The organism is Pseudomonas sp. GW821-FHT02C04 (assembly GCF_059421845.1).
The window spans coordinates 159,505-182,513 of sequence record NZ_JBWKVT010000002.1; the positions used below are offsets into that span (position 1 = coordinate 159,505).

At 61.6% G+C, this 23,009-nt stretch carries 16 protein-coding genes; 13 read left to right on the forward strand and 3 right to left on the reverse strand.

The window, feature by feature from the left end:
• Positions 1 to 55: 55 nt before the first annotated feature.
• A complete protein-coding gene (aac(6'), locus tag AC07VV_RS08800; RefSeq protein ID WP_495036021.1) occupies positions 56 to 502 on the forward strand; it encodes an aminoglycoside 6'-N-acetyltransferase in 447 nt (148 codons plus the stop codon).
• On the opposite strand, the gene gbdR is transcribed toward aac(6'), so the two are convergent.
• Complete coding sequence (gene gbdR / locus AC07VV_RS08805; RefSeq protein ID WP_065260190.1) at positions 503 to 1,606, reverse strand: choline metabolism transcriptional regulator GbdR; 1,104 nt, start codon at positions 1,604 to 1,606, stop codon at positions 503 to 505.
• A 445-nt stretch (positions 1,607 to 2,051) separates the two neighbouring features.
• Positions 2,052 to 3,428, reverse strand: coding sequence for an L-serine ammonia-lyase (locus AC07VV_RS08810; protein WP_096817752.1), 1,377 nt, complete (start codon positions 3,426 to 3,428; stop codon positions 2,052 to 2,054).
• Positions 3,429 to 3,861: 433 nt separating this feature from the next.
• Between AC07VV_RS08810 and AC07VV_RS08815 the strand changes: the two genes are divergently transcribed.
• From AC07VV_RS08815 to choV, 3 genes are all read left to right on the forward strand, one after another.
• Positions 3,862 to 4,809 (forward strand): choline ABC transporter substrate-binding protein, encoded by a 948-nt coding sequence (locus AC07VV_RS08815; RefSeq protein ID WP_096817750.1) that lies wholly within the window; start codon positions 3,862 to 3,864, stop codon positions 4,807 to 4,809.
• Positions 4,810 to 4,875: 66 nt separating this feature from the next.
• Positions 4,876 to 5,721: a choline ABC transporter permease subunit gene (gene choW, locus AC07VV_RS08820; RefSeq protein WP_085709139.1), complete on the forward strand. Its 846-nt coding sequence runs from the start codon at positions 4,876 to 4,878 to the stop codon at positions 5,719 to 5,721.
• Positions 5,718 to 6,896, forward strand: coding sequence for a choline ABC transporter ATP-binding protein (gene choV, locus AC07VV_RS08825; RefSeq protein ID WP_096817748.1), 1,179 nt, complete (start codon positions 5,718 to 5,720; stop codon positions 6,894 to 6,896). The genes choW and choV overlap by 4 nt, the downstream gene beginning before the upstream one ends.
• Positions 6,897 to 6,994: 98 nt before the next feature.
• Here the strand turns inward: choV and betT are convergent, their stop codons facing one another.
• The gene (gene betT / locus AC07VV_RS08830) at positions 6,995 to 8,992 is read right to left on the reverse strand and encodes a choline BCCT transporter BetT (RefSeq protein WP_495036022.1); all 1,998 of its coding nucleotides are present in this window, start codon (positions 8,990 to 8,992) and stop codon (positions 6,995 to 6,997) included.
• Positions 8,993 to 9,417: 425 nt separating this feature from the next.
• On the opposite strand from betT, the gene betI reads away from it, so the two are divergent.
• The 9 genes from betI to yccS all read left to right on the forward strand — a co-directional run bounded on the left by betI (position 9,418) and on the right by yccS (position 23,003).
• Positions 9,418 to 10,011, forward strand: a complete 594-nt coding sequence (gene betI / locus AC07VV_RS08835; protein WP_011336305.1) for a transcriptional regulator BetI — start codon at positions 9,418 to 9,420, stop codon at positions 10,009 to 10,011.
• Positions 10,012 to 10,099: 88 nt separating this feature from the next.
• A complete protein-coding gene (gene betB / locus AC07VV_RS08840) occupies positions 10,100 to 11,572 on the forward strand; it encodes a betaine-aldehyde dehydrogenase (protein ID WP_495036023.1) in 1,473 nt (490 codons plus the stop codon).
• Between the two features lie 115 nt (positions 11,573 to 11,687).
• Positions 11,688 to 13,391, forward strand: a complete 1,704-nt coding sequence (betA, locus tag AC07VV_RS08845) for a choline dehydrogenase (protein WP_495036024.1) — start codon at positions 11,688 to 11,690, stop codon at positions 13,389 to 13,391.
• Positions 13,392 to 13,584: 193 nt separating this feature from the next.
• Positions 13,585 to 15,027, forward strand: a complete 1,443-nt coding sequence (locus tag AC07VV_RS08850; RefSeq protein ID WP_495036025.1) for a TldD/PmbA family protein — start codon at positions 13,585 to 13,587, stop codon at positions 15,025 to 15,027.
• Positions 15,027 to 16,364 (forward strand): TldD/PmbA family protein, encoded by a 1,338-nt coding sequence (locus tag AC07VV_RS08855; protein ID WP_495036026.1) that lies wholly within the window; start codon positions 15,027 to 15,029, stop codon positions 16,362 to 16,364. The genes AC07VV_RS08850 and AC07VV_RS08855 overlap by 1 nt, the downstream gene beginning before the upstream one ends.
• 146 nt (positions 16,365 to 16,510) lie before the next feature.
• Complete coding sequence (mdtD, locus tag AC07VV_RS08860) at positions 16,511 to 17,938, forward strand: multidrug transporter subunit MdtD (RefSeq protein ID WP_495036027.1); 1,428 nt, start codon at positions 16,511 to 16,513, stop codon at positions 17,936 to 17,938.
• 57 nt (positions 17,939 to 17,995) lie between these two features.
• Positions 17,996 to 19,381 (forward strand): ATP-dependent RNA helicase DbpA, encoded by a 1,386-nt coding sequence (gene dbpA / locus AC07VV_RS08865; protein ID WP_495036028.1) that lies wholly within the window; start codon positions 17,996 to 17,998, stop codon positions 19,379 to 19,381.
• 149 nt (positions 19,382 to 19,530) lie between these two features.
• Positions 19,531 to 20,709 carry a BaiN/RdsA family NAD(P)/FAD-dependent oxidoreductase gene (locus tag AC07VV_RS08870; RefSeq protein WP_495036029.1) on the forward strand — a complete coding sequence of 393 codons (1,179 nt, stop codon included), beginning with the start codon at positions 19,531 to 19,533 and terminating at the stop codon, positions 20,707 to 20,709.
• 110 nt (positions 20,710 to 20,819) lie between these two features.
• The gene (gene yccS, locus AC07VV_RS08875) at positions 20,820 to 23,003 is read left to right on the forward strand and encodes a YccS family putative transporter (protein ID WP_102619733.1); all 2,184 of its coding nucleotides are present in this window, start codon (positions 20,820 to 20,822) and stop codon (positions 23,001 to 23,003) included.
• Positions 23,004 to 23,009 lie beyond the last annotated feature (6 nt).

Here is a 23,009-nt window from a genome sequence, read left to right on the forward strand (position 1 = left end):
GGACTCGGGCGTTTGCTAGAGTGCTGGCCTTGACGACCACCACGAGCGAACGCCGATGTTCCTTATCCAGACCTGCCAGTCCAGCGAGCAATCGGGCTGGCTGCCCCTGCGCCAGGCCCTCTGGCCCGATGCTTCGGAACACGAACATCGCGATGAAATCGAGCAGCAACTGAAAGCGCCGCAGCGCTATATCAACTTCGTCGCCTACGACACGCAGCAGCATCCTGTCGGCCTCGCCGAAGCCTCATTGCGCACCGATTACGTCAACGGCACCGACAGCTCGCCCGTGGTGTATCTGGAAGGTATCTACGTGATACCGGAGCAGCGCCGCCACGGCGTGGCCGCCCGATTGATCGAGCAGGTCGCGCAATGGGGACGGGAAAACGGCTGCGTGGAAATGGCGTCCGACACCGGCGTCGACAATCTGACCAGTCAGGCGACGCACAAGGCGCTCGGCTTCGAAGAAACCGAGCGCGTCGTGTACTTCAAACGCGCGCTCTGATCAGAGGCGCACGCTGGCAAAGGTCGACTCGTTGCGCGCCTGGCTCAGCGCCGACATCGGCCCGGACAGCGGCGACATCACGATGGCCTGCGGCAGCGGCAGCATCGCCACTTGCTGGGTGGTGTTGGAACCGACGCGCTCGTCACGCGGCGGAATGCCGAAGTATTCGCGGTAGCACTTGGAGAAGTGCGGCGTCGACACGAAGCCGCAGACCGATGCCACTTCGATGATCGACATCGGCGTCTGCTTGAGCAGTTGCCGCGCACGGATCAGGCGTAGCTTGAGGTAGTAGCGCGACGGCGAGCAGTGCAGGTATTTCTGGAACAGGCGCTCGAGCTGACGACGGGACACGGCGACGTACACCGCCAGTTCGTCGAGGTCGATCGGCTCTTCCAGGTTGGCTTCCATCAGCGCGACGATTTCCTGCAACTTCGGCTGGTTGGTGCCGAGCATGTGCTTGAGCGGCACGCGCTGGTGATCCTGCTCGTTGCGGATGCGCTCGTAGACGAACATCTCGGAGATCGCGGCGGACAGTTCACGGCCGTGATCGCGGCTGATCAGGTGCAGCATCATGTCCAGCGGCGCGGTGCCGCCGGAGCTGGTGAAACGGTTGCGGTCGAGGGTGAACAGACGGGTGCTCATCGCGACGCGAGGAAACGCTTCCTGCATCGCCGCCAGACATTCCCAGTGCACGCTGCAATCGAAGCCGTCGAGCAGGCCGGCGCAGGCCAGGGCCCAGCTACCGGTGCACACGGCACCGAGGCGGCGGGACTGGCGCGCCTGGCTTTGCAGCCACGAAACGTGTTCACGGGTAACGGTGCGTTGAATGCCGATCCCGCCGCACACGATGATGGTGTCGAGGGCCGGGGCTTTGTGCATGGAGGCGTCGGGAGTGATCTGCAGACCGTCACTGGCCCAGACCTGGCCACCGTCGACGGTGAGGGTGGTCCAGCGATACAGCTCGCGACCGGACAACTGGTTGGCCATGCGCAGCGGTTCGACTGCGGAAGCCAGGGAAATCAGCGTGAAATTGTCCAGCAGCAGAAAGCCGATGGATTGAGGCGCACGGTTCTGGGGTTGAGCCCCGGAGTTGAACGACGTCATCGCGGTATCTCCTCACACAAAGCGGGTGATGGCCTCAGGCGGAGGCTCTTGTTATTGCCATCGTTCTCTTGCGTGAGACGGGCTTTGTTATGACAGAGCAATTGCCATGCCTAAATTTGAATGGCCGTTCAATAACTCCTGAAAACGACGTCGCGACGCGTCTATACAAGCCGTCCGACGAAAGGTAGTTCGAAGTGCCATCAGCGGCGGTGAAAGCCCTGCCCCGAAGTGCGTGAGCAAATCGGTAGCACTTGTGGGAACAGGGCCGGGCGCGATTGTCGGACAGTGTCACCGCAGGCACAGGTGACGGACGGTCGCCAGCATCAATCACGCGCTGGAGGTGGGAAACACTCTTATCTGATTGCGACGCGCCAAAAGGTGGCGCGTTTGATTGCCGATGCTCACTTGGTGCGCAGTTTTGACTGGTCTGGTGTTATCGGAGGAATCAGCACTCCACCGCGCTGACCGCCAACCCGCCCCGCGATGTCTCTTTATATTTGTCATGCATGTCGGCGCCGGTATCGCGCATGGTGCGGATCACCCGGTCCAGCGAAATGAAGTGCTGACCATCGCCGCGCAGGGCCATCTGTGCCGCGTTGATCGCTTTCACCGCCGCAATCGCATTGCGCTCGATGCACGGCACCTGGACCAGACCGCCCACCGGATCGCAGGTCAGGCCGAGGTTATGCTCCAGGCCGATTTCCGCCGCGTTGCACAATTGCTCCGGGCTTGCGCCGAGGATTTCCGCCAGCCCTGCCGCTGCCATTGCGCAGGCCGAACCGACCTCGCCTTGGCAACCGACTTCAGCGCCGGAGATCGAGGCGTTCTTCTTGCACAGAATCCCCACCGCCGCCGCCCCGAGGAAATAGTCGACCACGTTGGCGTCGGTCACCGCCTCGCTGAATTTCATGAAGTAGTGCAGCACCGCCGGAATGATCCCGGCCGCGCCGTTGGTCGGTGCCGTGACCATGCGCCCGCCGGCCGCGTTCTCTTCGTTCACCGCCAGGGCGAACAGGTTGACCCACTCCATGGCGCTGAGGGTCGAGCCGATCACGTTGGGCTTGTTCAATTCCTGAAGACTGCGGTGCAGTTTCGCCGCACGCCGACGCACATTGAGGCCGCCTGGCAGGATGCCTTCGTGCTTGAGGCCCTGCTCGACGCAATCCTGCATCGCCCGCCAGAGCTTCATCAGCCCGGCGCGGATTTCCTCTTCGCTGCGCCAGACTTTCTCGTTGGCCATCATCAATTCGGCGACACGCAGGTTGTTCTTCTTGCACAACTCCAGCAGTTCGACGGCGCTGGAGAAGTCATAAGGCAATTCGGTGCGATCCAGATCCACCACACCGCTGGACGCCTGCGCCTCATCGACGACAAAACCGCCGCCGACCGAATAGTAGGTGTCGCGATGAATCTCGCCGTGATCGCCTTCGGCAACCAGGGTCATGGCGTTGGGGTGGAACGGCAGGTTTTCGTCGATCAGGCGCATGTCGCGGGCCCATATAAAGGGCACCGACAAACGACCATCCAGTAAAAGGGTGTGAGTTTCGCGCAGGGCCTGGATTCGCGGGCCGATCTGCGACGGATCGATCGCGTCCGGCCACTCGCCCATCAGTCCCATGATCACGGCGTTGTCGCTGCCGTGACCGACACCGGTGGCCGACAGCGAACCGAACAGCTGCACTTCGATCCGCCGCACTTGCTCCAGCAGGAATTTGTCGCGCAGAGACTCGACGAACAGCGCCGCGGCGCGCATTGGCCCGACGGTGTGGGAACTGGACGGGCCGATGCCGATTTTGAACAGGTCGAAAACGCTGATAGCCATTGATGCAGAGCTCCTGAGAGTGCCGTCCGGGGCGTGAAGCGCCCGCTGGCGGAGCTGCTACGCTCAAGCTGCGATCCGCCGGAATGCCCGCATCATCAGGCTTTTCCCGGGTCGCTCGGCGTCTGACACCGACGCACTCATGCCCACTAACGCCGTGCCGGTTTTCGCCCGTGTTTTCGCCGTTTTTATGCGGTTCAGATGGCCAAACGGGGCTGAAAAAAGCTGTAAACGACGTCACCGACACTGGATGCGACCATCCCTGTACTGGATACGACGCACCCTGTAGGCGTCAGATTTTCACTGGTACATGATCGTATCGACTCGATTGCAAGGCGCCGTGGTAGAGCTGTCTCCAGAACGCCATCCAACCGCAACCTATAAGTGCGGTGGTCCAGTCGGAACACTGCCAAAAAAAACACCAAGGAGTCCATCCATGAAAGGTTCCCCGTCGTTGTTGTTGGCCGCCATGCTGAGTCTGCCGTTACTGGCTCAAGCCGCAGAACCGGCGCAGTGCAGTACCGTTAACTTCTCCGATGTCGGCTGGACCGACATCACCGCAACAACCGCGACCACCAGCGTGGTGCTCGACGCCCTCGGCTACAAGACCAAGACCACCATGATCTCCGTGCCCGTGACCTACAAGTCGCTGGCCGACGGCAAGAACATGGACGTGTTCCTCGGCAACTGGATGCCGACCATGGAAAACGACATCAAGGCCTACCGTGATGCCGGCACCGTGGAAGTCGTGCGCACCAACCTCAAGGGCGCCAAATACACCCTCGCCGTACCGCAGGCGCTGTACGACAAGGGCCTGCATGACTTCGCCGACATCGCCAAATTCAAGAAAGAACTCGACGGCAAGATCTACGGCATCGAGCCGGGCAACGACGGCAACCGTCTGATCCAGAGCATGATCGACAAGGATGCCTTCGGCCTGAAAGCCGCGGGCTTCAAGGTCGTCGAGTCGTCCGAAGCGGGCATGCTCTCGCAGGTCGACCGCGCGCAGAAACGCGACACCGCCGTGGTCTTCCTCGGCTGGGCGCCGCACCCGATGAACAAGCGCTTCAAGATTCAATACCTGACCGGCGGCGACGACTTCTTCGGCCCGGATTTCGGCGCGGCCACCGTCGCGACCAACACCCGCAAGGGCTACGTCGAAGAATGCAGCAACGTCGGTCAGTTGCTGAAGAATCTGGAGTTCACCGTCGACATGGAAAGCACCCTGATGGGCAACATCCTGGACGACAAGATGAAGCCTGACGCGGCCGCCAAGGCCTGGCTGAAAAAGAATCCACAGGTGCTCGATACCTGGCTCGCTGGCGTGACCACCATTGACGGTAAACCTGGCCTGGAGGCCGTGAAAGCCAAGTTGAATCAGTAATCGCTTATGCCGGACGGCTCCGGCCGTCCGGGCTGTTTATTTCCTTGCATGCGGACGTTCACTACCATGCTGATTGATCAGAAAATCCCTTTAGGCCAGTACATCGCGGGCTTCGTTGAATGGTTGACGCAACACGGCGCCAGCACCTTCGACGCAATCGCCGTGACCCTGGAAACGATGATCCACGGCGTGACGTTTGCGCTGACCTGGTTCAACCCGCTGGTGTTGATCGGCCTCATCGCTCTGCTCGCGCATTTCATTCAACGCAAATGGGGCCTCACCGCGTTCGTGATCGCCTCCTTTCTGCTGATCCTCAACCTGGGGTACTGGCAGGAGACCATGGAAACCCTCGCCCAGGTCATGTTCGCGACCCTGGTCTGCGTGGTCATCGGCGTGCCGCTGGGCATCGTCGCCGCGCACAAACCGATGTTCTACACTTTGATGAGGCCGGTGCTCGATCTGATGCAGACCGTACCGACCTTCGTTTACCTCATTCCTACCCTGACCCTCTTCGGGCTGGGCGTGGTTCCGGGCCTGATCTCCACGGTGGTGTTCGCCATCGCTGCGCCGATCCGCCTGACCTATCTGGGCATCCGCGATGTCCCGGAAGAACTGATGGACGCCGGCAAGGCCTTCGGCTGCTCGCGTCGCCAACTGCTTTCACGGATCGAACTGCCCCACGCCATGCCAAGCATCGCGGCCGGCATCACCCAGTGCATCATGCTGTCGTTGTCGATGGTGGTGATCGCGGCACTGGTGGGCGCCGACGGACTCGGCAAACCGGTGGTCAACGCACTGAACACTGCTGATATCGCCCTGGGCTTCGAAGCGGGCCTGGCGATCGTACTGCTGGCGATCATGCTCGACCGTATCTGCAAACAACCCGACGCAAAAGTAGGGGGTGACGCATGAGCATAATTCGCTTCGATAACGTTGACGTTATCTTCGCCAAGGATCCACGCGAGGCGCTCAAGCTGCTGGATCAGGGCATGACCCGTAACGAGATCCTGAAAAAGACCGGGCAGATTGTCGGCGTCGAAAAAGCCAGCCTGGATATCGAGAAAGGTGAAATCTGCGTACTGATGGGCCTGTCCGGCTCCGGCAAATCCAGCCTGTTGCGCTGCATCAACGGCCTCAACACCGTGAGCCGCGGCAAGCTGTTCGTCGAGCACGAAGGCAAACAGATCGACATCGCCTCCTGCACCCCGGCCGAGCTGAAAATGATGCGCACCAAGCGCATTGCAATGGTGTTCCAGAAATTCGCCCTGATGCCCTGGCTGACGGTGCGCGAGAACATCAGCTTCGGTCTGGAAATGCAGGGCCGTCCCGAGAAAGAACGCCGCAAACTGGTGGACGACAAGCTTGAGCTGGTGGGCCTGACCCAGTGGCGCAACAAGAAACCCAACGAACTGTCCGGCGGTATGCAACAGCGTGTAGGCCTGGCCCGCGCACTGGCGATGGACGCCGACATTTTGCTGATGGACGAACCGTTCTCGGCCCTTGACCCGCTGATCCGTCAGGGTCTGCAGGATGAATTGCTGGAACTGCAACGCAAGCTGAGCAAAACCATCGTGTTCGTGAGCCACGACCTCGACGAGGCGCTGAAACTCGGCAGCCGCATCGCGATCATGAAAGACGGCCGGATCATCCAGTACAGCGTGCCGGAAGAGATCGTGCTCAATCCTGCGGACGATTACGTGCGCACCTTCGTTGCCCACACCAATCCGCTGAACGTGCTCTGCGGTCGCAGCCTGATGCGCACCCTGGACAACTGCAAACGCATCAACGGTTCGGTATGCCTGGATCCGGGCGGCGATTCGTGGCTGGACCTGGCCGAAGGCAACACCATCAAGGGTGCACGCAAGAACGGTTCGGTACTCGACCTGCAGAACTGGGTGCCGGGGCAAGCCGTGGAAGGCCTCGATCGTCGTCCGACGCTGGTGGACTCGAACATCGGCATGCGTGACGCACTGCAGATCCGTTACCAGACAGGCAACAAGCTGGTGCTGCACGACAACAACCATGTGGTGGGGATTCTTGGGGACAGCGAGCTGTATCACGCGCTGCTCGGGAAGAACCTGGGGTAAAGAGAGCAGACACAAAAACGCCGCGAGAGGATCGCGGCGTTTTTGTTTGCGTGATGATCGTTCCCACGCAGAGCGTGGGAACGATCCTGGATCACAACTTAGCTATAGACCCGGCCAAGGAGCTGCCGATGGCTTTCAAACTGATCGAGCACATCGCGAGTGATCTGATCCTGCGTGAAGCCCATCAGGTCGTAGTCCTGGCTGCCGTTGTGCAGGTACACCTCGGCGCGGTAGTAACGCTGGCGCGCTTCATCGGACTGGGCCGATTCGGTCGGGGTCGCCAGATAGCCGTCCAGGCTCACTTCGTAGACAAAAGGGTTGCCCTCTTCCATCTCGACGCGCACGCCCATGCAACGCTTGGATTTACCCAGCAGCGTTTGCACTTCCAGGCCTTGGGTACGCAGCTGGGCAGCCGCATCGTCCAGCGCCGGGGTGACGTGTTTGTCCATGAAGCGTTGCACCACCGACTGGCTCGGTTGCAGGTCCAGTTGAGTCAGGCGCTCGCTGAAACCACGACGACCGCGCTCAGCCAGTTGCGCTTGCTCCTGTTCGATCTGCACGTCCTGGCGCATGGCCTTGTGCAAGCCGAACATGAAGAACACCAGCACCACCGAGAACGGCAGACCGGCCAGCACCACCATGGTCTGCATGGCTTCGAAGTTACCGGCGAACAGCAGGCCGATGGTCACCAGGGTGATCACGACCGACCAGAAGATCCGCAACCAGTGTGGTGCGTCTTCGTCGACAGTGCCGCCCTTGCACGAGAGGTTGGCCATCATTACCGCGCCAGAGTCGGCCGGGGTCAGGAACAGCACGAAACCCACAAAGATCGACACACCGATGACGACTTTCGATGCCGGGTAGTGTTCAAGCAACTGATAGATCGCCATCGACGGCTGTTCCAGCGCCGTCTTGCCAAGCTCCACCGCCCCATGGTTCATCACCAGGTCCAGTGCCGAGTTACCGAAGATCGACAGCCAAGCCAGAGTGAAGCCCAGCGGAATCAGCAGCACGCCGGCCACCAGTTCACGCACGGTACGACCACGGGAAATCCGCGCGATGAACATGCCGACGAATGGGGCCCAGGAAATCCACCAGGCCCAGTAGAACAGAGTCCACAGGCCCAGCCAGCGGTCGGACTTGGCACTGTCGCCTTCATAGACATACAGGTCGAAAGTCTTCAGTACCACGCCGTTGAGGTAGTCGCCGATGTTCTGCACGAAGCCGTTGAGCAGGTGCAGGGTCGGGCCGAACAACAGCACGAAAATCAGCAGACCGCTGAACAGAATGATGTTGAGGTTGGACAGACGACGGATGCCGTTTTCCACGCCGGACACGGCAGCGATGGTCGCCACGGTGCTCATCACGATGATCACGATCAGCAGGTTGGTGTTGCTGTGTTCCATGCCGAACAGGTTTTCCAGGCCCGAGGACACTTGCAGCGAGCCAATCCCCAGGTTGGTCACCAGACCCAGCAGGGTCACGAACATGCCGAAACCGTCTACCGCATGACCGGCAGCACCCTTGACCCAACGCTCACCCACCAGCGGGTACAGCGCCGAACGCAGTGCCAGCGGCTGGTTATGACGATAAGCGAAATAGGCAACAGCCAGACCGACCAGTGCGTAGATCGCCCAGCCGTGCAGGCCCCAGTGCAGGAAAGTCAGCTGAACAGCCTGACGCGCCGCCATGTTGGTAGCGGATGCACCTTCCGGTGGGTTGAAGTAGTGATCCAGCGGCTCGGATGCGCCGAAGTACAGCAGCGAAATACCGATACCCGACGAGAACAGCATCCCCGCCCAGGCGCCGTAGCTGAAATCCGGGGTGTCGTCCTTGCTACCCAGTTTGAGTTTGCCGTAGGAGGAAAACGCCAGGCCCACCACAAACACCAGGTAAGCGGCGATCACCACCATGTAGTACCAGCCGAAGCTGCGGGACAACCAGGCCTGAGCCACTCCCAACATTCTGCCGGCCTCTTGCGGGGCGATGATCAGAATGGCGGTCAACAACAGAATCAACGCGGTAGAGGTGTAGAACACCCAACCGTTGACCGTCACCTTCTCGGGCGGGGTCTTTATAAGCGAGGCAGAACTCATGGCACAAATGCTCCAGGCAGTGCGAGAGAAGAACACAAGGCAACACGGAACCCGACCAATCGGTTAGTTGGCAGCCGACCGGCGGGTGATATAAAGACACCCCGAAAAAAGCCCGAACCTGCAGAGATGGCACCGCGAATCGCCGTCGTGGCCGAGGCATGGACGTTCATCCGAAACCTGGCCTTGAGCGTCTTGCCCATTCAACACGTCCATCGAACGTCGAACCGCGCCTTGCCCCGCGCAGGTTTCGAGCATTTTCGGATGTCGGTTTATCGCCACTTACACGTAGGAAAAATCTGTAGGCAGCGACGATTTGTCGCAGATCTTATTCTTTGTTGATTGAACGTTCAATCAAAACAAAATAGACTGGCCCTCAATCCGATAGGCGTTTATCGCCCGTTGGAAGGCCTAAGGAGATGTGCAAGATGCCCAAGGTCGGTATGCAACCCATCCGCCGCCAACAACTGATCGAAGCCACTTTGCAGGCCGTCGATCAGGTCGGAATGGGGGACGCCAGCATTGCGCTGATCGCCCGTTTGGCCGGTGTCTCGAATGGCATCATCAGTCACTATTTTCAGGACAAGAACGGCCTGATTGCCGCCACGATGCGGTATCTGATGAGCGTCCTCAGCGAGAACGTCACCGCGCGCCGTCAGGCGCTGGCAGACAGCAGCCCCCGGGCGCATCTGCAGGTGATCATCGAAGGCAACTTCGACGCCAGCCAGGTCAATGGCCCGGCAATGAAAACCTGGCTGGCCTTCTGGGCCACCAGCATGCACCAGCCGTCTTTGCACAGGTTGCAGCGGATCAACGATCACCGTCTGTATTCCAACCTGTGCTGCGAGTTCCGCCGTGTGTTGCCGCTCGAAGATGCGCGCACCGCCGCCCGTGGACTGGCAGCTCTGATTGACGGCTTGTGGTTGCGCGGCGCGCTGTCGGGAGACGCTTTCGACACTGCGCAGGCGCAACAGATCGCTTACGAATACATGGATTTCCAATTGGCCAAGCAGGTGAGCTAGAGCACAGAGAAAACGCTCGGCCCCTGAACGCCACCGCAGCCTGATCGCGGTGGTCAACGCCAACCACTTATGCACTTGCGAGGACACTATGGCCCGTTTCGAACTGCAAAAACTCTACATCGATGGCGCGTACTCCGACGCCGGCAGCGATGCCACCTTCGAAGCCATCAACCCGGCTAACGGTGAAGTCCTCGCACAAGTGCAACGTGCGACCAAGGAAGACGTCGAGCGCGCAGTAGTCAGCGCCGAAAAGGGCCAGAAAATCTGGGCCGCGATGACCGCCATGGAGCGTTCGCGCATCCTGCGTCGCGCCGTCGACATCCTGCGCGAGCGCAACGATGAACTGGCTGCTCTGGAAACCCTGGACACCGGTAAAGCCTTCTCCGAAACCAAATACGTCGACATCGTCACCGGCGCCGACGTGCTGGAATACTACGCAGGCCTGGTACCCGCCATCGAAGGCGAGCAGATCCCGCTGCGTGACACCGCATTCGTCTACACCCGTCGCGAGCCGCTGGGCGTGGTTGCCGGTATCGGCGCGTGGAACTACCCGATCCAGATCGCCCTGTGGAAATCCGCTCCAGCCCTGGCGGCCGGTAACGCGATGATCTTCAAGCCAAGCGAAGTCACCTCGCTGACCACCCTGAAACTGGCCGAGATCTACACCGAAGCCGGCGTTCCAAACGGCGTGTTCAACGTCCTGACCGGCAGCGGCCGTGAAGTCGGCACCTGGCTGACCGAGCACCCACGCATCGAGAAAATCTCCTTCACCGGCGGCACCGACACCGGCAAGAAGGTCATGGCCAGCGCTTCGGCTTCGTCGCTGAAAGACGTGACCATGGAACTGGGCGGCAAGTCCCCGCTGATCATCTGCGACGACGCCGACCTGGATCGCGCCGCCGACACGGCCATGATGGCCAACTTCTACAGCTCCGGTCAGGTCTGCACCAACGGCACTCGCGTGTTCGTACCGGCGCACCTGAAAGCCGCTTTCGAAGCCAAGATCGTCGAGCGCGTTGCCCGCATCCGCGTTGGCAACCCGGAAGACGAAAACACCAACTTCGGCCCGCTGGTCAGCTTCGCGCACATGGAAAACGTGCTGGGCTACATCGCCAAGGGTAAAGAAGAAGGCGCCCGCGTTCTGTGCGGCGGCGACCGTCTGACCGACGGCGAGTTCGCCAAAGGCGCATTCGTGGCTCCGACCGTGTTCACCGACTGCACCGACGACATGACCATCGTCCGTGAAGAAATCTTCGGCCCGGTGATGGCGATCCTGACCTACGAAACCGAAGAAGAAGTGATCCGCCGCGCCAACGACACCGACTTCGGCCTGGCCGCCGGTATCGTCACCCGCGACCTGAACCGCGCCCACCGCGTGATTCACCAACTGGAAGCCGGTATCTGCTGGATCAACGCCTGGGGCGAGTCCGACGCAAAAATGCCGGTTGGCGGTTACAAGCAGTCGGGCGTTGGCCGTGAGAACGGCATCAGCTCGCTGAACAACTTCACTCGCATCAAATCGGTACAGGTCGAGCTGGGCGATTACGTCTCGGTGTTCTAAGACCCGCCATCGTGCGCTGCCCGCGAAGCCGCCTTCGCGGGCAAGTCTGCTCGCCGCTCCCACACGGGAAGCGCTGGCTGTCTGACCTGACCAACTTTCAAAGAGGGTGCATTCAATGTCCCAAGAATTCGATTACATCATCGTGGGTGCCGGTTCTGCCGGTAACACCCTGGCGACCCGTCTGACTGAAGACGTAGGCGTCACCGTCCTGCTGCTTGAAGCGGGCGGCCCGGACTACCGCATGGACTTCCGCACGCAGATGCCGGCCGCACTGGCATTCCCGCTGCAAGGCCGTCGCTACAACTGGGCGTACGAAACCGACGCCGAGCCACACATGGACGGTCGTCGCATGGAATGCGGTCGCGGCAAGGGCCTCGGCGGTTCCTCGCTGATCAACGGCATGTGCTACATCCGTGGCAACGCGATGGACTACGACGGCTGGGCAAAACTGCCAGGCCTGGAAGACTGGACCTACCTCGACTGCCTGCCGTACTTCCGTAAAGCGGAAACCCGCGACATCGGCCCGAACGACTACCACGGTGGCGAAGGCCCGGTCAGCGTGACCACGCCGAAGGCTGGCAACAACCCGCTGTTCCACGCCATGGTTGAAGCTGGCGTACAAGCCGGTTACCCGCGCACCGAAGACTTGAACGGCTACCAGCAGGAAGGCTTCGGCCCGATGGACCGCACCGTGACGCCGAAAGGCCGTCGTGCTTCCACCGCCCGTGGTTATCTGGACGTGGCCAAGAAGCGTTCGACCCTGACCATCGTCACCCACGCCCTGACCGACAAAGTCTTGTTCGACGGCAAGCGTGCCGTTGGCGTGCGTTACCTGGTCGGCGCCGCTGAAGAGCGCGTTGAAGCCCGTGCCCGTAAAGAAGTCATCGTCTGCTCCGGCGCGATCGCTTCGCCGCAACTGCTGCAACGCTCCGGCGTCGGCCCGGCGAAACTGCTGGAAAGCCTCGACATCCCGGTCGTTCACGATCTGCCGGGCGTCGGCGAAAACCTGCAGGATCACCTCGAGCTGTACCTGCAATTCGCCTGCACCCAACCAGTCTCGCTGTACCCGTCGCTGCTCTGGTACAACCAGCCGGCCATCGGTGCCGAGTGGCTGTTCAACGGCACCGGCATCGGCGCCAGCAACCAGTTCGAAGCCGGCGGCTTCATCCGTACTCGCGAAGAGTTCGAATGGCCGAACATCCAGTACCACTTCCTGCCGGTGGCGATTAACTACAACGGCAGCAACGGTGTGCAAGAGCACGGCTTCCAGGCGCACATGGGTTCCATGCGTTCGCCGAGCCGTGGTCGCATCCAGGTCAAATCCAAGGATCCGCGCCAGCACCCGAGCATCCTGTTCAACTACATGGCCACCGAGCAAGACTGGCAGGAATTCCGCGACGGCATCCGCCTGACCCGTGAAATCATGCAACAGCCTGCACTGGACGCTTTCCGTGGCCGCGAAATCAGCCCGGGCATCGAAGTGCAAACCGATGAGCAGTTGGACAAGTTCATCCGCGAGCACGCCGAAACCGCGTTCCACCCGTCCTGCTCGTGCAAGATGGGCACCGACGAGATGGCGGTCGTGGACGGCCAGGGCCGCGTGCATGGCATGCAGGGTCTGCGTGTGGTCGATGCCTCGATCATGCCGATCATCACCACCGGCAACCTGAACGCCCCGACGATCATGATGGCCGAGAAAATCGCCGACAAGATCCGTGGCCGTCAGCCACTGCCGCGCAGCAAGGCGCCGTACTACGTCGCTGGCGATGCGCCGGTGAAAGGCAAGGCACTGCGTGATGTGAGTGCTGTTGCTCAGTAAATCGTAATACCGGGCGGTGATCGTTCCCATGCAATGTGGGAACGATCAGCCGACTCAAAGCAGTAAATCCTCCTACATCCCCTCTTCACTTGATCCTACCCCCACGCAGGCCTACTCTAGTCCTCGCGCAATCGTTTCACCCCTCCCCGCCGAATCCGCTTCGCCGCTTCTCCCATAACAAGGAGGTTCCCTGATGTTCGATTTCCACCCCCAGCTCAAGCAGCGCTTCGCTGCCTTGCGCACGGGCGCCGAGTTTTTTTCCTTGCGGTATGTACGCGAGTCCGGCCAGTACCTGTCGGTGCGCAAGAATGTCGCCGAACCGCCGAGCCTGAGCCGCGACGAAGGTGCGATGCTCACCGTTCGCGTCAACGGCGTCGAAGCTTACGCCGCAACCAATGACCTGTCGCAACAAGGCCTGCAAGCCGCCCTCGAGCGCGCCGAACAGCAGGCCCGGCGGATCAAGCCCCACGCCCTGCTCGACCTGAGCCAGCAGCCGGTGTCCAGCGACCGCGCCGATTACTTTTCACCCAATCTCGAACAACCCTTCCCGTCCCTGAGCGAATGTTTCGAACTGCTCGGCGCGGAGTCCGCCTCGGTGCCAAAGGATGAGCGCCTGGTGAATTGGGAAGTGAGCATCGGCATCACCCACGTCGAACAGATCTACCTGAGCAGTGCCGGGGCCGAATTGCGCCAGGCCCAGCGCTTCGTTTATCCGGGCCTGGACGTCACCGCCTACGACGGCAACGACAGCCAGACCCGCAGCCTCGGCCGCGAGAACTTCGGCCAGCAGGGCGGCGCGGACGTAATCAGCCGTTGCGGCCTGATCGGTGCTGGCCCGCAAGTCGCCGATCAGGCGCTGCAACTGCTGCTCGCACCGAACACCCCGCAAGGCCCGCGCGACCTGCTGCTGATGCCTGATCAGATGATGCTGCAGATCCACGAATCCATCGGCCACCCGCTGGAACTCGACCGGATCCTCGGCGACGAGCGCAACTACGCTGGCACCAGCTTCGTCAAAGCTTCGGATTTCGGCAGCCTGCAATACGGCTCGAAACTGCTCAACGTGACGTTCGATCCGGACATCCCGGAAGAACTGGCGAGTTACGGTCACGATGACGACGGATCCAAGGCCAGCAAGCAATTCCTGATTCACGAAGGTCTGCTGGTGCGGCCGCTGGGCGGTGCGCTGTCGCAGTTCCGCGCAGGTCTGGACGGCGTCGCCAACAGTCGCGCCTGCGGCTGGAACCGACCGCCGATCGACCGCATGGCCAACCTCAACATCGAGCCGGGCGACCAGTCGCTGGAGCAACTGATCGGCGGCATCGAAAACGGCATCCTGATGAGCACCAACCGTTCGTGGTCGATCGACGATGCACGCAACAAATTCCAGTTCGGCTGCGAATGGGGCCAGTTGATTGAAAACGGCGAACTCAAAGGCGTGGTGAAGAACCCGAACTACCGGGGCATTTCCGCGCACTTCTGGAAGAGCCTGCGCGCCGTCGGCAACGCCGGCACCACCCAGGTGCTGGGCACTCCGAACTGCGGCAAGGGCGAACCGAACCAGGTGATCCGCGTCGGCCACGCTTCGCCGGCCTGCGTGTTCAGCAATGTTGATGTGTTTGGGGGAGACGCCTGATGAGTACTTCCAAGAGCCAGGTCGAGGCCTTCAAGGTTCTGGTCAACTGGTTGCGCGATACCGTGCGCGAGCCGGAACAATTCACTCTGAGTTACGACGCCGAATCGTCGGCATTCGTCCGCTTCAACCACGCCAAGGTGCGTCAGGCCGGGCAAGTGCAGCAAGCCGGTATCGGCCTGAAACTGATCGACGACGGCCGACATGCCGACCTGCACATCACCCTGTCCGGCGAGCCGACCACCGACCTGCAACGTCTGGCCGAAGGCCTGCAACAACTGCGCGAAACCTTGCCGCTGCTGCCGCAGGATCCCTATCTGCTGCTCAACCACAATGGCTGGCAGAGCAAGAATGTGCAGGAACATCCGCTGCCGGACACCGAACAAGTCGTGGCGGAAATCGCTCAAGCGGCCGAAGGCCTGGATCTGGTCGGCTTCTATGCCGCAGGTCCCATCAGTCGCGGTTTCGCCAGTTCTTCCGGTGCGTTCGGCTGGCATCAGGCCAACAGCTTCAACTTCGACTTCAGCCTGTTCCACGAAAACGGCGAAGCGGTGAAAGCCAGCTACGCCGGGCATGACTGGAACAGCGAGGAGTTCGCCAATCGAATCAAGCAAGCCCGCGAACAGCTTGAGTTTCTCGGTCGACCGCTGCGCACCTTGCCGCCCGGCCAATACCGCGCCTATCTGGCGCCCGCAGCCCTGGAAGAAATCATGGGCATGCTGTGCTGGGGCGGCTTCTCGGCGCAGTCGATTGCCAGCAAGAGCAGCCCGTTGCAGAAGCTGTATGCCGGCGACCAGGCGTTCAGCCCGCTGGTGTCCCTCGACGAGAAAGTCAGCGACTCGCTGAGCCCGGCGTTTTCCGGTGAAGGTTACCCGCGCAGCGATCTGCGGTTGATCATCGAAGGCAAGGCGGGTGACCAGTTGGTCGGTTCGCGCAGTGCCGCCGAATACGGTTTGACGGCCAACGGTGCCGGCGGTGGTGAGTCGCCGAGTGCGCTGAACATGGGCGCAGGCGAACTGCCGCAGTCTGAAATCCTCAAGCAGTTAGGCACCGGGTTGTACATCAGCAACCTGTGGTACCTGAACTTCTCCGACCAACCGGCGGCGCGCCTGACCGGCATGACCCGGTTTGCCACGTTCTGGGTCGAGAATGGCGAGATTCAGGCGCCGGTCAGTACCATGCGTTTCGACGACAGCGCCTACAGTCTGCTGGGTTCGCAGCTGGAAGCCTTGACCGCCGAGCGTGAGTTGCTGCTGTCGGCGAGCACTTACAGCCAGCGCAATACCTCATCGGCGCTGTTGCCGGGGGCGCTGGTGAGCCGATTGACCCTCACTCTCTAACCCTCCGACCTGATCGTTCCCACGCTCCGCGTGGGAATGCAGCGCGGGACGCTCCGCGTCCCAGCCAAAAGCGGACGCAGAGCGTCCATGGCGGCGTTCCCACGCAGAGCGTGGGAACGATCATCTTCCAGACAACAAGAGGTTCCATGCCCAACCGCCCGCCTCTCGACGCCATCACCGCCCGCTGGTTGCCGTGGGTCGTCGCCATCGCTTTCTTCATGCAGTCCCTCGACGGGACCATCCTCAACACCGCCCTGCCGGCCATGGCCAGGGATCTGGCCGAAGACCCGTTGCGCATGCAGGGCGTGATCATCGCCTACATGCTCACCGTGGCGTTGCTGATTCCGGCCTCGGGCTGGATCGCCGACCGCTTCGGCACCAAGAAAATCTTCTTCGGCGCGATCCTGCTGTTCAGCCTCGGCTCGCTGCTCTGCGCCTTGTCGAGCAGCCTGAGCATGCTGATCGGCGCCCGAGTGATTCAGGGCCTCGGCGGTGCGCTGATGCTGCCGGTCGGGCGTTTGGTGGTGCTACGCGCCTACCCGCGTTCGGAACTGGTGCGGATCATGGGCTTCATCACCATTCCCGGCCTGCTCGGCCCGCTGATCGGCCCGACCATGGGCGGCTGGATGGTGGAATACCTGACGTGGCACTGGATCTTCCTGATCAACCTGCCGGTCGGCGTCATCGGTTGCTACGCGGCGTGGAAATTCATCCCCGACCTGCGCGGCACCGAGCGCACGCGTTTCGATAGCCTCGGTTTCCTGCTGTTCGGCGCGGCGATGGTGCTGATCACCATCGCCATGGAAGGCCTCGGCGAACTGCACCTGCCGCACTTGCGAGTGATGCTGTTGCTGTTCGGCGGCATGGCGTGTCTGGCGGCGTACTGGTTGCGCGCCGGACACATTGAAAACCCGCTGTTCGCGCCGTCGCTGTTCAAGACCCGCACCTTCGCGGTCGGCATCCTCGGCAATCTGTTCGCCCGACTGGGTAGCGGCGCCCTGCCGTTTCTGGTGCCGTTGCTGCTGCAAGTGGCGCTGGGTTATTCGCCGTCCCAGGCCGGGATGAGCATGCTGCCGCTGGCGGCTGCGGCAATGGTCGCCAAGTGGGGCGCGCGGCCGCTGATCGAGCGCTTGGGCTATCGCATCGTGCTGACCGGCAACACGCTGTTTCTGGGGATCATGCTGGCAAGCATGGGCCTGGTCAGCGAGCAGACGCCGTACTGGCTGCTGCTGTGCCTGCTGGCGATTCTCGGGGCGATCAACTCGCTGCAATTCACCGCAATGAACACCGTGACCCTGATCGACCTCGACGACGCCAGCGCCAGCAGCGGCAACAGCCTGCTGTCGGTGGTGGCGCAGTTGTCGCTGAGCCTTGGCGTGGCGTGCGCCGGTGCGCTGCTCGGCGGCTTTACGGCAGAGATCGGGAATGACGGCGTTGAGACCGTGTTGGGCGCGTTTCAGCTCACGTTCGTGACAGTTGGGATCATGGCGATGCTGGCCGCAACCATCTTTTCGCAGCTTTCCAAGAATGACGGACGGCGTGTCAGACGTCCGGAAGAGCACATCGAGTCTTAGGGCTATTGGCCACCGGGCTGGTACACTGCGCGACATTTTGTTTTGCAGGCCAGTCCCGTGACCACCATCGCCACCGCTTTTAATACTTTGCCGCTGTCCGCCGCCATGCTGGCTAACCTCGACTCCCTCGGTTATGCCCAGATGACGCCGATCCAGGCGCAGAGCTTGCCGGTGATCCTCAAGGGGATGGACCTGATCGCCCAGGCCAAGACCGGCAGCGGCAAGACCGCCGCGTTCGGTATCGGCCTGCTGAACCCGATCAATCCGCGCTACTTCGGTTGCCAGGCGCTGGTCATCTGCCCGACCCGTGAGCTGGCCGATCAGGTCGCCAAGGAAATCCGTCGTCTGGCCCGTGCCGAAGACAACATCAAGGTCCTGACCCTGTGCGGCGGCGTGTCGTTCGGCCCGCAGATCGGCTCGCTGGAGCACGGCGCGCACATCATCGTCGGCACTCCGGGTCGCATCCAGCAGCACCTGCGCAAGGGTTCGCTGGTCCTCGACGGCCTCAATACGCTGATCCTCGACGAAGCCGACCGCATGCTCGACATGGGTTTCTACGACGCCATCGAAGACATCATCGAGCAGACCCCGTCCCGCCGTCAGACCTTGCTGTTCTCGGCCACTTACCCGGTGGGCATCAAACAACTGGCGTCGAAGTTCATGCGTGATCCGCAGACGGTGAAAGCCGAAGCGTTCCACGACGACACCCAGATCGAACAGCGCTTCTACGAGATTTCCCCGGAAGAACGCATGAGCGCGGTGACCAAGGTCCTGCACCACTTCCGTCCAGCCTCCACCGTGGCCTTCTGCTTCACCAAGCAGCAAGTGCAGGAAACCGTCGATCACCTGACTTCCAAAGGCATTTCCGCCGTCGGCCTGCACGGTGACCTGGAACAGCGTGACCGCGATCAGGTTCTGGCGATGTTCGCCAACCGCAGCACTTCGGTACTGGTTGCCACTGACGTCGCCGCCCGTGGTCTGGACATCGATGCCCTGGACATGGTGATCAACGTCGAACTGGCCCGCGACTCGGAAATTCACATTCACCGCGTCGGCCGTACCGGTCGTGCCGGCGAGAAAGGCATCGCGGTCAGCCTGGTGGCGCCGTCGGAAGCGCACCGCGCGCAAGCCATCGAACAATTGCAGAAAACCCCGCTGAACTGGGATCAGGTGGACAACCTGAAATCCCAGGGCGGTGCCCCGCTGCAACCGCCGATGAGCACGCTGTGCATCGGTGGCGGTCGTAAAGACAAGGTGCGTCCGGGCGACATTCTTGGCGCACTGACCGGCGATGCCGGCATCCCTGGCGCTCAGGTTGGCAAGATCGCGATCTTCGACTTCCAGTCCTATGTGGCGGTTGAGCGCACCGTGGTCATGCAGGCGCTGCAGCGTTTGAACAACGGCAAGATCAAGGGTCGTTCGCTGCGCGTTCGCGTCCTCTGACCTGATCGTTCCCGCGTTGAGGCGTCGAACCGTCCGCGCGGGAATGCATCCTGTGACGCTCCGCGTCACGATTTAAAAGCGGACGCAGAGCGTCCATGGCGGCATTCCCGCGCAGAGCGTGGGAACGATCATTGTGTGAGGACACCGTTTTGCGCTCTACCGAAGTCGTGATCATTGGCGCTGGCGCCGCAGGGTTGATGTGTGCACTGACCGCCGCCGGGCGCGGGCGTCAGGTGCTGCTGCTCGACCACGCGAACAAGGCCGGCAAGAAAATCCTGATGTCCGGCGGTGGGCGCTGCAACTTCACCAACATGTACACCGAGCCGAGCAATTTCCTCTCGCAGAATTCGCACTTCTGCAAATCCGCGCTGGCCCGCTACACCCAGTGGGATTTCATCGGCATGGTCGCCAAACACGGCGTGCCGTATCACGAGAAAAAGCTCGGTCAATTGTTCTGCGATAACAAATCCAGCGACATCCTTGGCATGCTGCTGGACGAGTGCGATCAGGTCGGCGTCAGCCTGCACCTGGACACCTCGATCCAGACCATCGAAAAAGTCGAGGGCGGTTACCTGCTCGACACGACTCTTGGCCAGATCCAGTGCCAGTCGCTGGTGATCGCCACCGGCGGCCTGTCGATCCCGACGTTGGGCGCGACCGGTTTCGGTTATCAGGTCGCCAAGCAATTCGGTCACGACCTGCTGCCGACTCGCGCCGGCCTGGTGCCGTTCACCATCACCGATCAGCTCAAGGATTTGTGCACCGAGCTGTCCGGCACCTCGGTGGATTGCCTGGTCAGCTGCAACGACCAGAGCTTTCGCGAGAACATTCTGTTCACGCACCGCGGCCTCAGCGGCCCGGCGATTCTGCAGATTTCCTCGTTCTGGGAATCCGGTGACACGGTAGAAATCAACCTGCTGCCCGATCACGACGCGGCGAGCTGGCTGCAACAGCAAACCGCCGAGCGCCCGAACAGCGAACTGAAAACCCTGCTCGGCGAAATCTTCACCAAGAAGATGGCCAACCTGCTGGCGGACAACTGGTTCGTCTCCAAACCGATGAAGCAGTACACCCACGCCGAACTGGCGGAGATCGCCGAGAAGCTTGGCAGCTGGAAAGTCGTCCCGGCCGGCACCGAAGGCTACCGCACTGCCGAAGTCACCCTCGGTGGCGTCGACACCCGCGAAGTCTCGTCCAAGACCATGGAATCGCTGAAAAGCCCGGGCCTCTATTTTGTTGGCGAAGTGCTGGATGTCACCGGGCATCTGGGCGGTTTCAACTTCCAGTGGGCCTGGGCATCGGGTTACGCGGCGGCGCAATACGTCTGATTCGAAGGCCGGGCGGAACACTTTTTGCTGTCAGATGTGATCGGCGCCATTGCGTCGGCGTCATTACTGGCTCAATTTAGCGGCATCGCCTCGGAAGGCCCTCGCACTTCATGTCCTCGACCTCGTTTCGTCAGTCTTTGCGGCGCCTGTGGGCGCTGGATAAATTCAGCTACAGCGTGCGGGTGTTCATCGCCCTGACCGGCAGCATGGCGCTGTGCTGGTATCAGGATGAAATGGGGCTGCTGATCCCGCTGTTCCTCGGGATCATCGCCAGCGCCCTGGCCGAGACCGACGACAGTTGGCAGGGCCGCCTCAACGCACTGGCGGTGACGCTGGTGTGTTTCAGCGTTGCGGCGCTGTCGGTGGAATTACTCTTCCCCTACCCCATCGTGTTCGTCATTGCTCTGGCACTGGCCAGTTTCGGCCTGACCATGCTCGGGGCGCTCGGTGAGCGATATGGCGCGATCGCCTCGGCGACCCTGATTCTTTCCGTCTACACCATGATCGGCGTCGACCAGCGCGGTGGCGCGGTCACAGATTTCTGGCACGAGCCGATGCTGCTGGTGGCCGGCGCCGCGTGGTACGGCTTGCTGTCGGTGCTGTGGCAGGCGATGTTTTCCAACCAGCCGGTGCAGCAGAGCCTGGCGCGGCTGTTCCGTGAACTGGGTTATTACCTGAAGCTGAAATCCTCGCTGTTCGAGCCGATCCGTCAGATGGACGTAGAGGCGCGGCGGCTGGAACTGGCCCAACAAAACGGCCGCGTCGTGGCGGCGCTGAACAGCGCCAAGGAAATCATCCTGCACCGGGTCGGCAACGGTCGCCCCGGCTCGAAAGTCAGCCGTTACCTGAAGCTGTACTTCCTTGCCCAGGACATTCACGAACGCGCCAGTTCTTCGCACTACCCCTACAACGCGCTGGCCGAAGCGTTTTTCCACAGCGACGTGCTGTTCCGCTGCCAACGCCTGCTGCGCCAGCAAGGCAAGGCGTGCCGGGCGCTGGCCGAATCGATCCAGATGCGCCAGCCGTTCATCTACGACGCGACATTCGCCGAAGCCCTGAGTGACCTCCACGCCTCCCTCGAACACCTGCGCATCCAGAGCAATCCGGCCTGGCGTGGACTGTTGCGCTCGCTGCGGGCACTGGCGGCCAACCTCGGCACGCTCGACCGTTTGCTCAGCGACGCGAGCAATCCGGATGCGCTGGCCGATGCCACCGACAGCAGCCTGCTCGACCGCTCGCCGCGTAACTTCAAAGACGTACTGGTTCGCCTGCGCACCCAACTGACACCGACGTCATTGCTGTTCCGCCACGCCCTGCGCCTGCCGCTGGCGTTGAGTATCGGTTACGGCATGGTGCATCTGATTCACCCGTCCCAAGGCTACTGGATCATCCTCACCACGCTGTTCGTCTGCCAGCCGAACTACGGCGCCACCCGGCGCAAACTCGGCCAGCGGATTCTCGGCACCGCCATCGGCCTGACTATCGCCTGGGCGCTGTTCGATCTGTTCCCGAGCCCGCTGGTGCAGTCGTGCTTCGCCATCGCCGCCGGCGTGGTGTTCTTTACCAACCGCACCACCCGCTACACCGTGGCGACCGCCGCGATCACGATCATGGTGCTGTTCTGCTTCAACCAGGTCGGTGACGGTTACGGGCTGTTTGTGCCGCGCCTGTTCGATACCTTGCTCGGCAGCCTGATCGCAGGCCTGACGGTGATCCTGTTCCTGCCGGACTGGCAGGGTCGGCGCCTGAACAAAGTGCTGGCCAACACCCTGACCTGCAACAGCATCTACCTGCGCCAGATCATGCAGCAATACGCAGCTGGCAAGAGCGATGACCTCGCCTATCGCCTCGCCCGCCGCAACGCGCACAACGCCGACGCGGCGCTGTCGACCACACTGGCAAACATGCTGATGGAGCCGGGACATTTCCGGAAGGAAGCCGACGTAGGCTTCCGCTTCCTTGTGCTGTCGCACACCCTGCTCAGTTATCTGTCAGGCCTCGGCGCACACAGAGAAACCCAGCTGCCGGCCGAGGTGCGTGAGCATCTGATCGATGGCGCCGGGGTGAAACTGGCCACCAGCATCGATGAAATTGCCCAAGGACTGGCCAGCAAACAGCCGATTGCGATTCAGAGCGATGAGGAAGAGGCGCTGGCCAATGAGCTTGAGCAGATGGCGGACGAGATCGACGAAGGCCAGCGACTGGTGCAGACGCAACTGGCGTTGATCTGCCGCCAGCTCGGGCCATTGCGCACGCTGGCGGCACATCTGATCAAGGACACCGGCGAGGCTTGAGCCGCC

Coding starts and splice junctions, on each gene's coding strand:
- betI (WP_011336305.1), top strand. CDS start 9,418: ATGCCCAAGGTCGGTATGCAACCCATCCGCCGCCAACAACTGATCGAA.
- AC07VV_RS08815 (WP_096817750.1), top strand. CDS start 3,862: ATGAAAGGTTCCCCGTCGTTGTTGTTGGCCGCCATGCTGAGTCTGCCG.
- AC07VV_RS08850 (WP_495036025.1), top strand. CDS start 13,585: ATGTTCGATTTCCACCCCCAGCTCAAGCAGCGCTTCGCTGCCTTGCGC.
- mdtD (WP_495036027.1), top strand. CDS start 16,511: ATGCCCAACCGCCCGCCTCTCGACGCCATCACCGCCCGCTGGTTGCCG.
- AC07VV_RS08810 (WP_096817752.1), bottom strand. CDS start 3,428: ATGGCTATCAGCGTTTTCGACCTGTTCAAAATCGGCATCGGCCCGTCC.
- gbdR (WP_065260190.1), bottom strand. CDS start 1,606: ATGACGTCGTTCAACTCCGGGGCTCAACCCCAGAACCGTGCGCCTCAA.
- betT (WP_495036022.1), bottom strand. CDS start 8,992: ATGAGTTCTGCCTCGCTTATAAAGACCCCGCCCGAGAAGGTGACGGTC.
- betA (WP_495036024.1), top strand. CDS start 11,688: ATGTCCCAAGAATTCGATTACATCATCGTGGGTGCCGGTTCTGCCGGT.
- AC07VV_RS08855 (WP_495036026.1), top strand. CDS start 15,027: ATGAGTACTTCCAAGAGCCAGGTCGAGGCCTTCAAGGTTCTGGTCAAC.
- yccS (WP_102619733.1), top strand. CDS start 20,820: ATGTCCTCGACCTCGTTTCGTCAGTCTTTGCGGCGCCTGTGGGCGCTG.
- choW (WP_085709139.1), top strand. CDS start 4,876: ATGCTGATTGATCAGAAAATCCCTTTAGGCCAGTACATCGCGGGCTTC.
- choV (WP_096817748.1), top strand. CDS start 5,718: ATGAGCATAATTCGCTTCGATAACGTTGACGTTATCTTCGCCAAGGAT.
- betB (WP_495036023.1), top strand. CDS start 10,100: ATGGCCCGTTTCGAACTGCAAAAACTCTACATCGATGGCGCGTACTCC.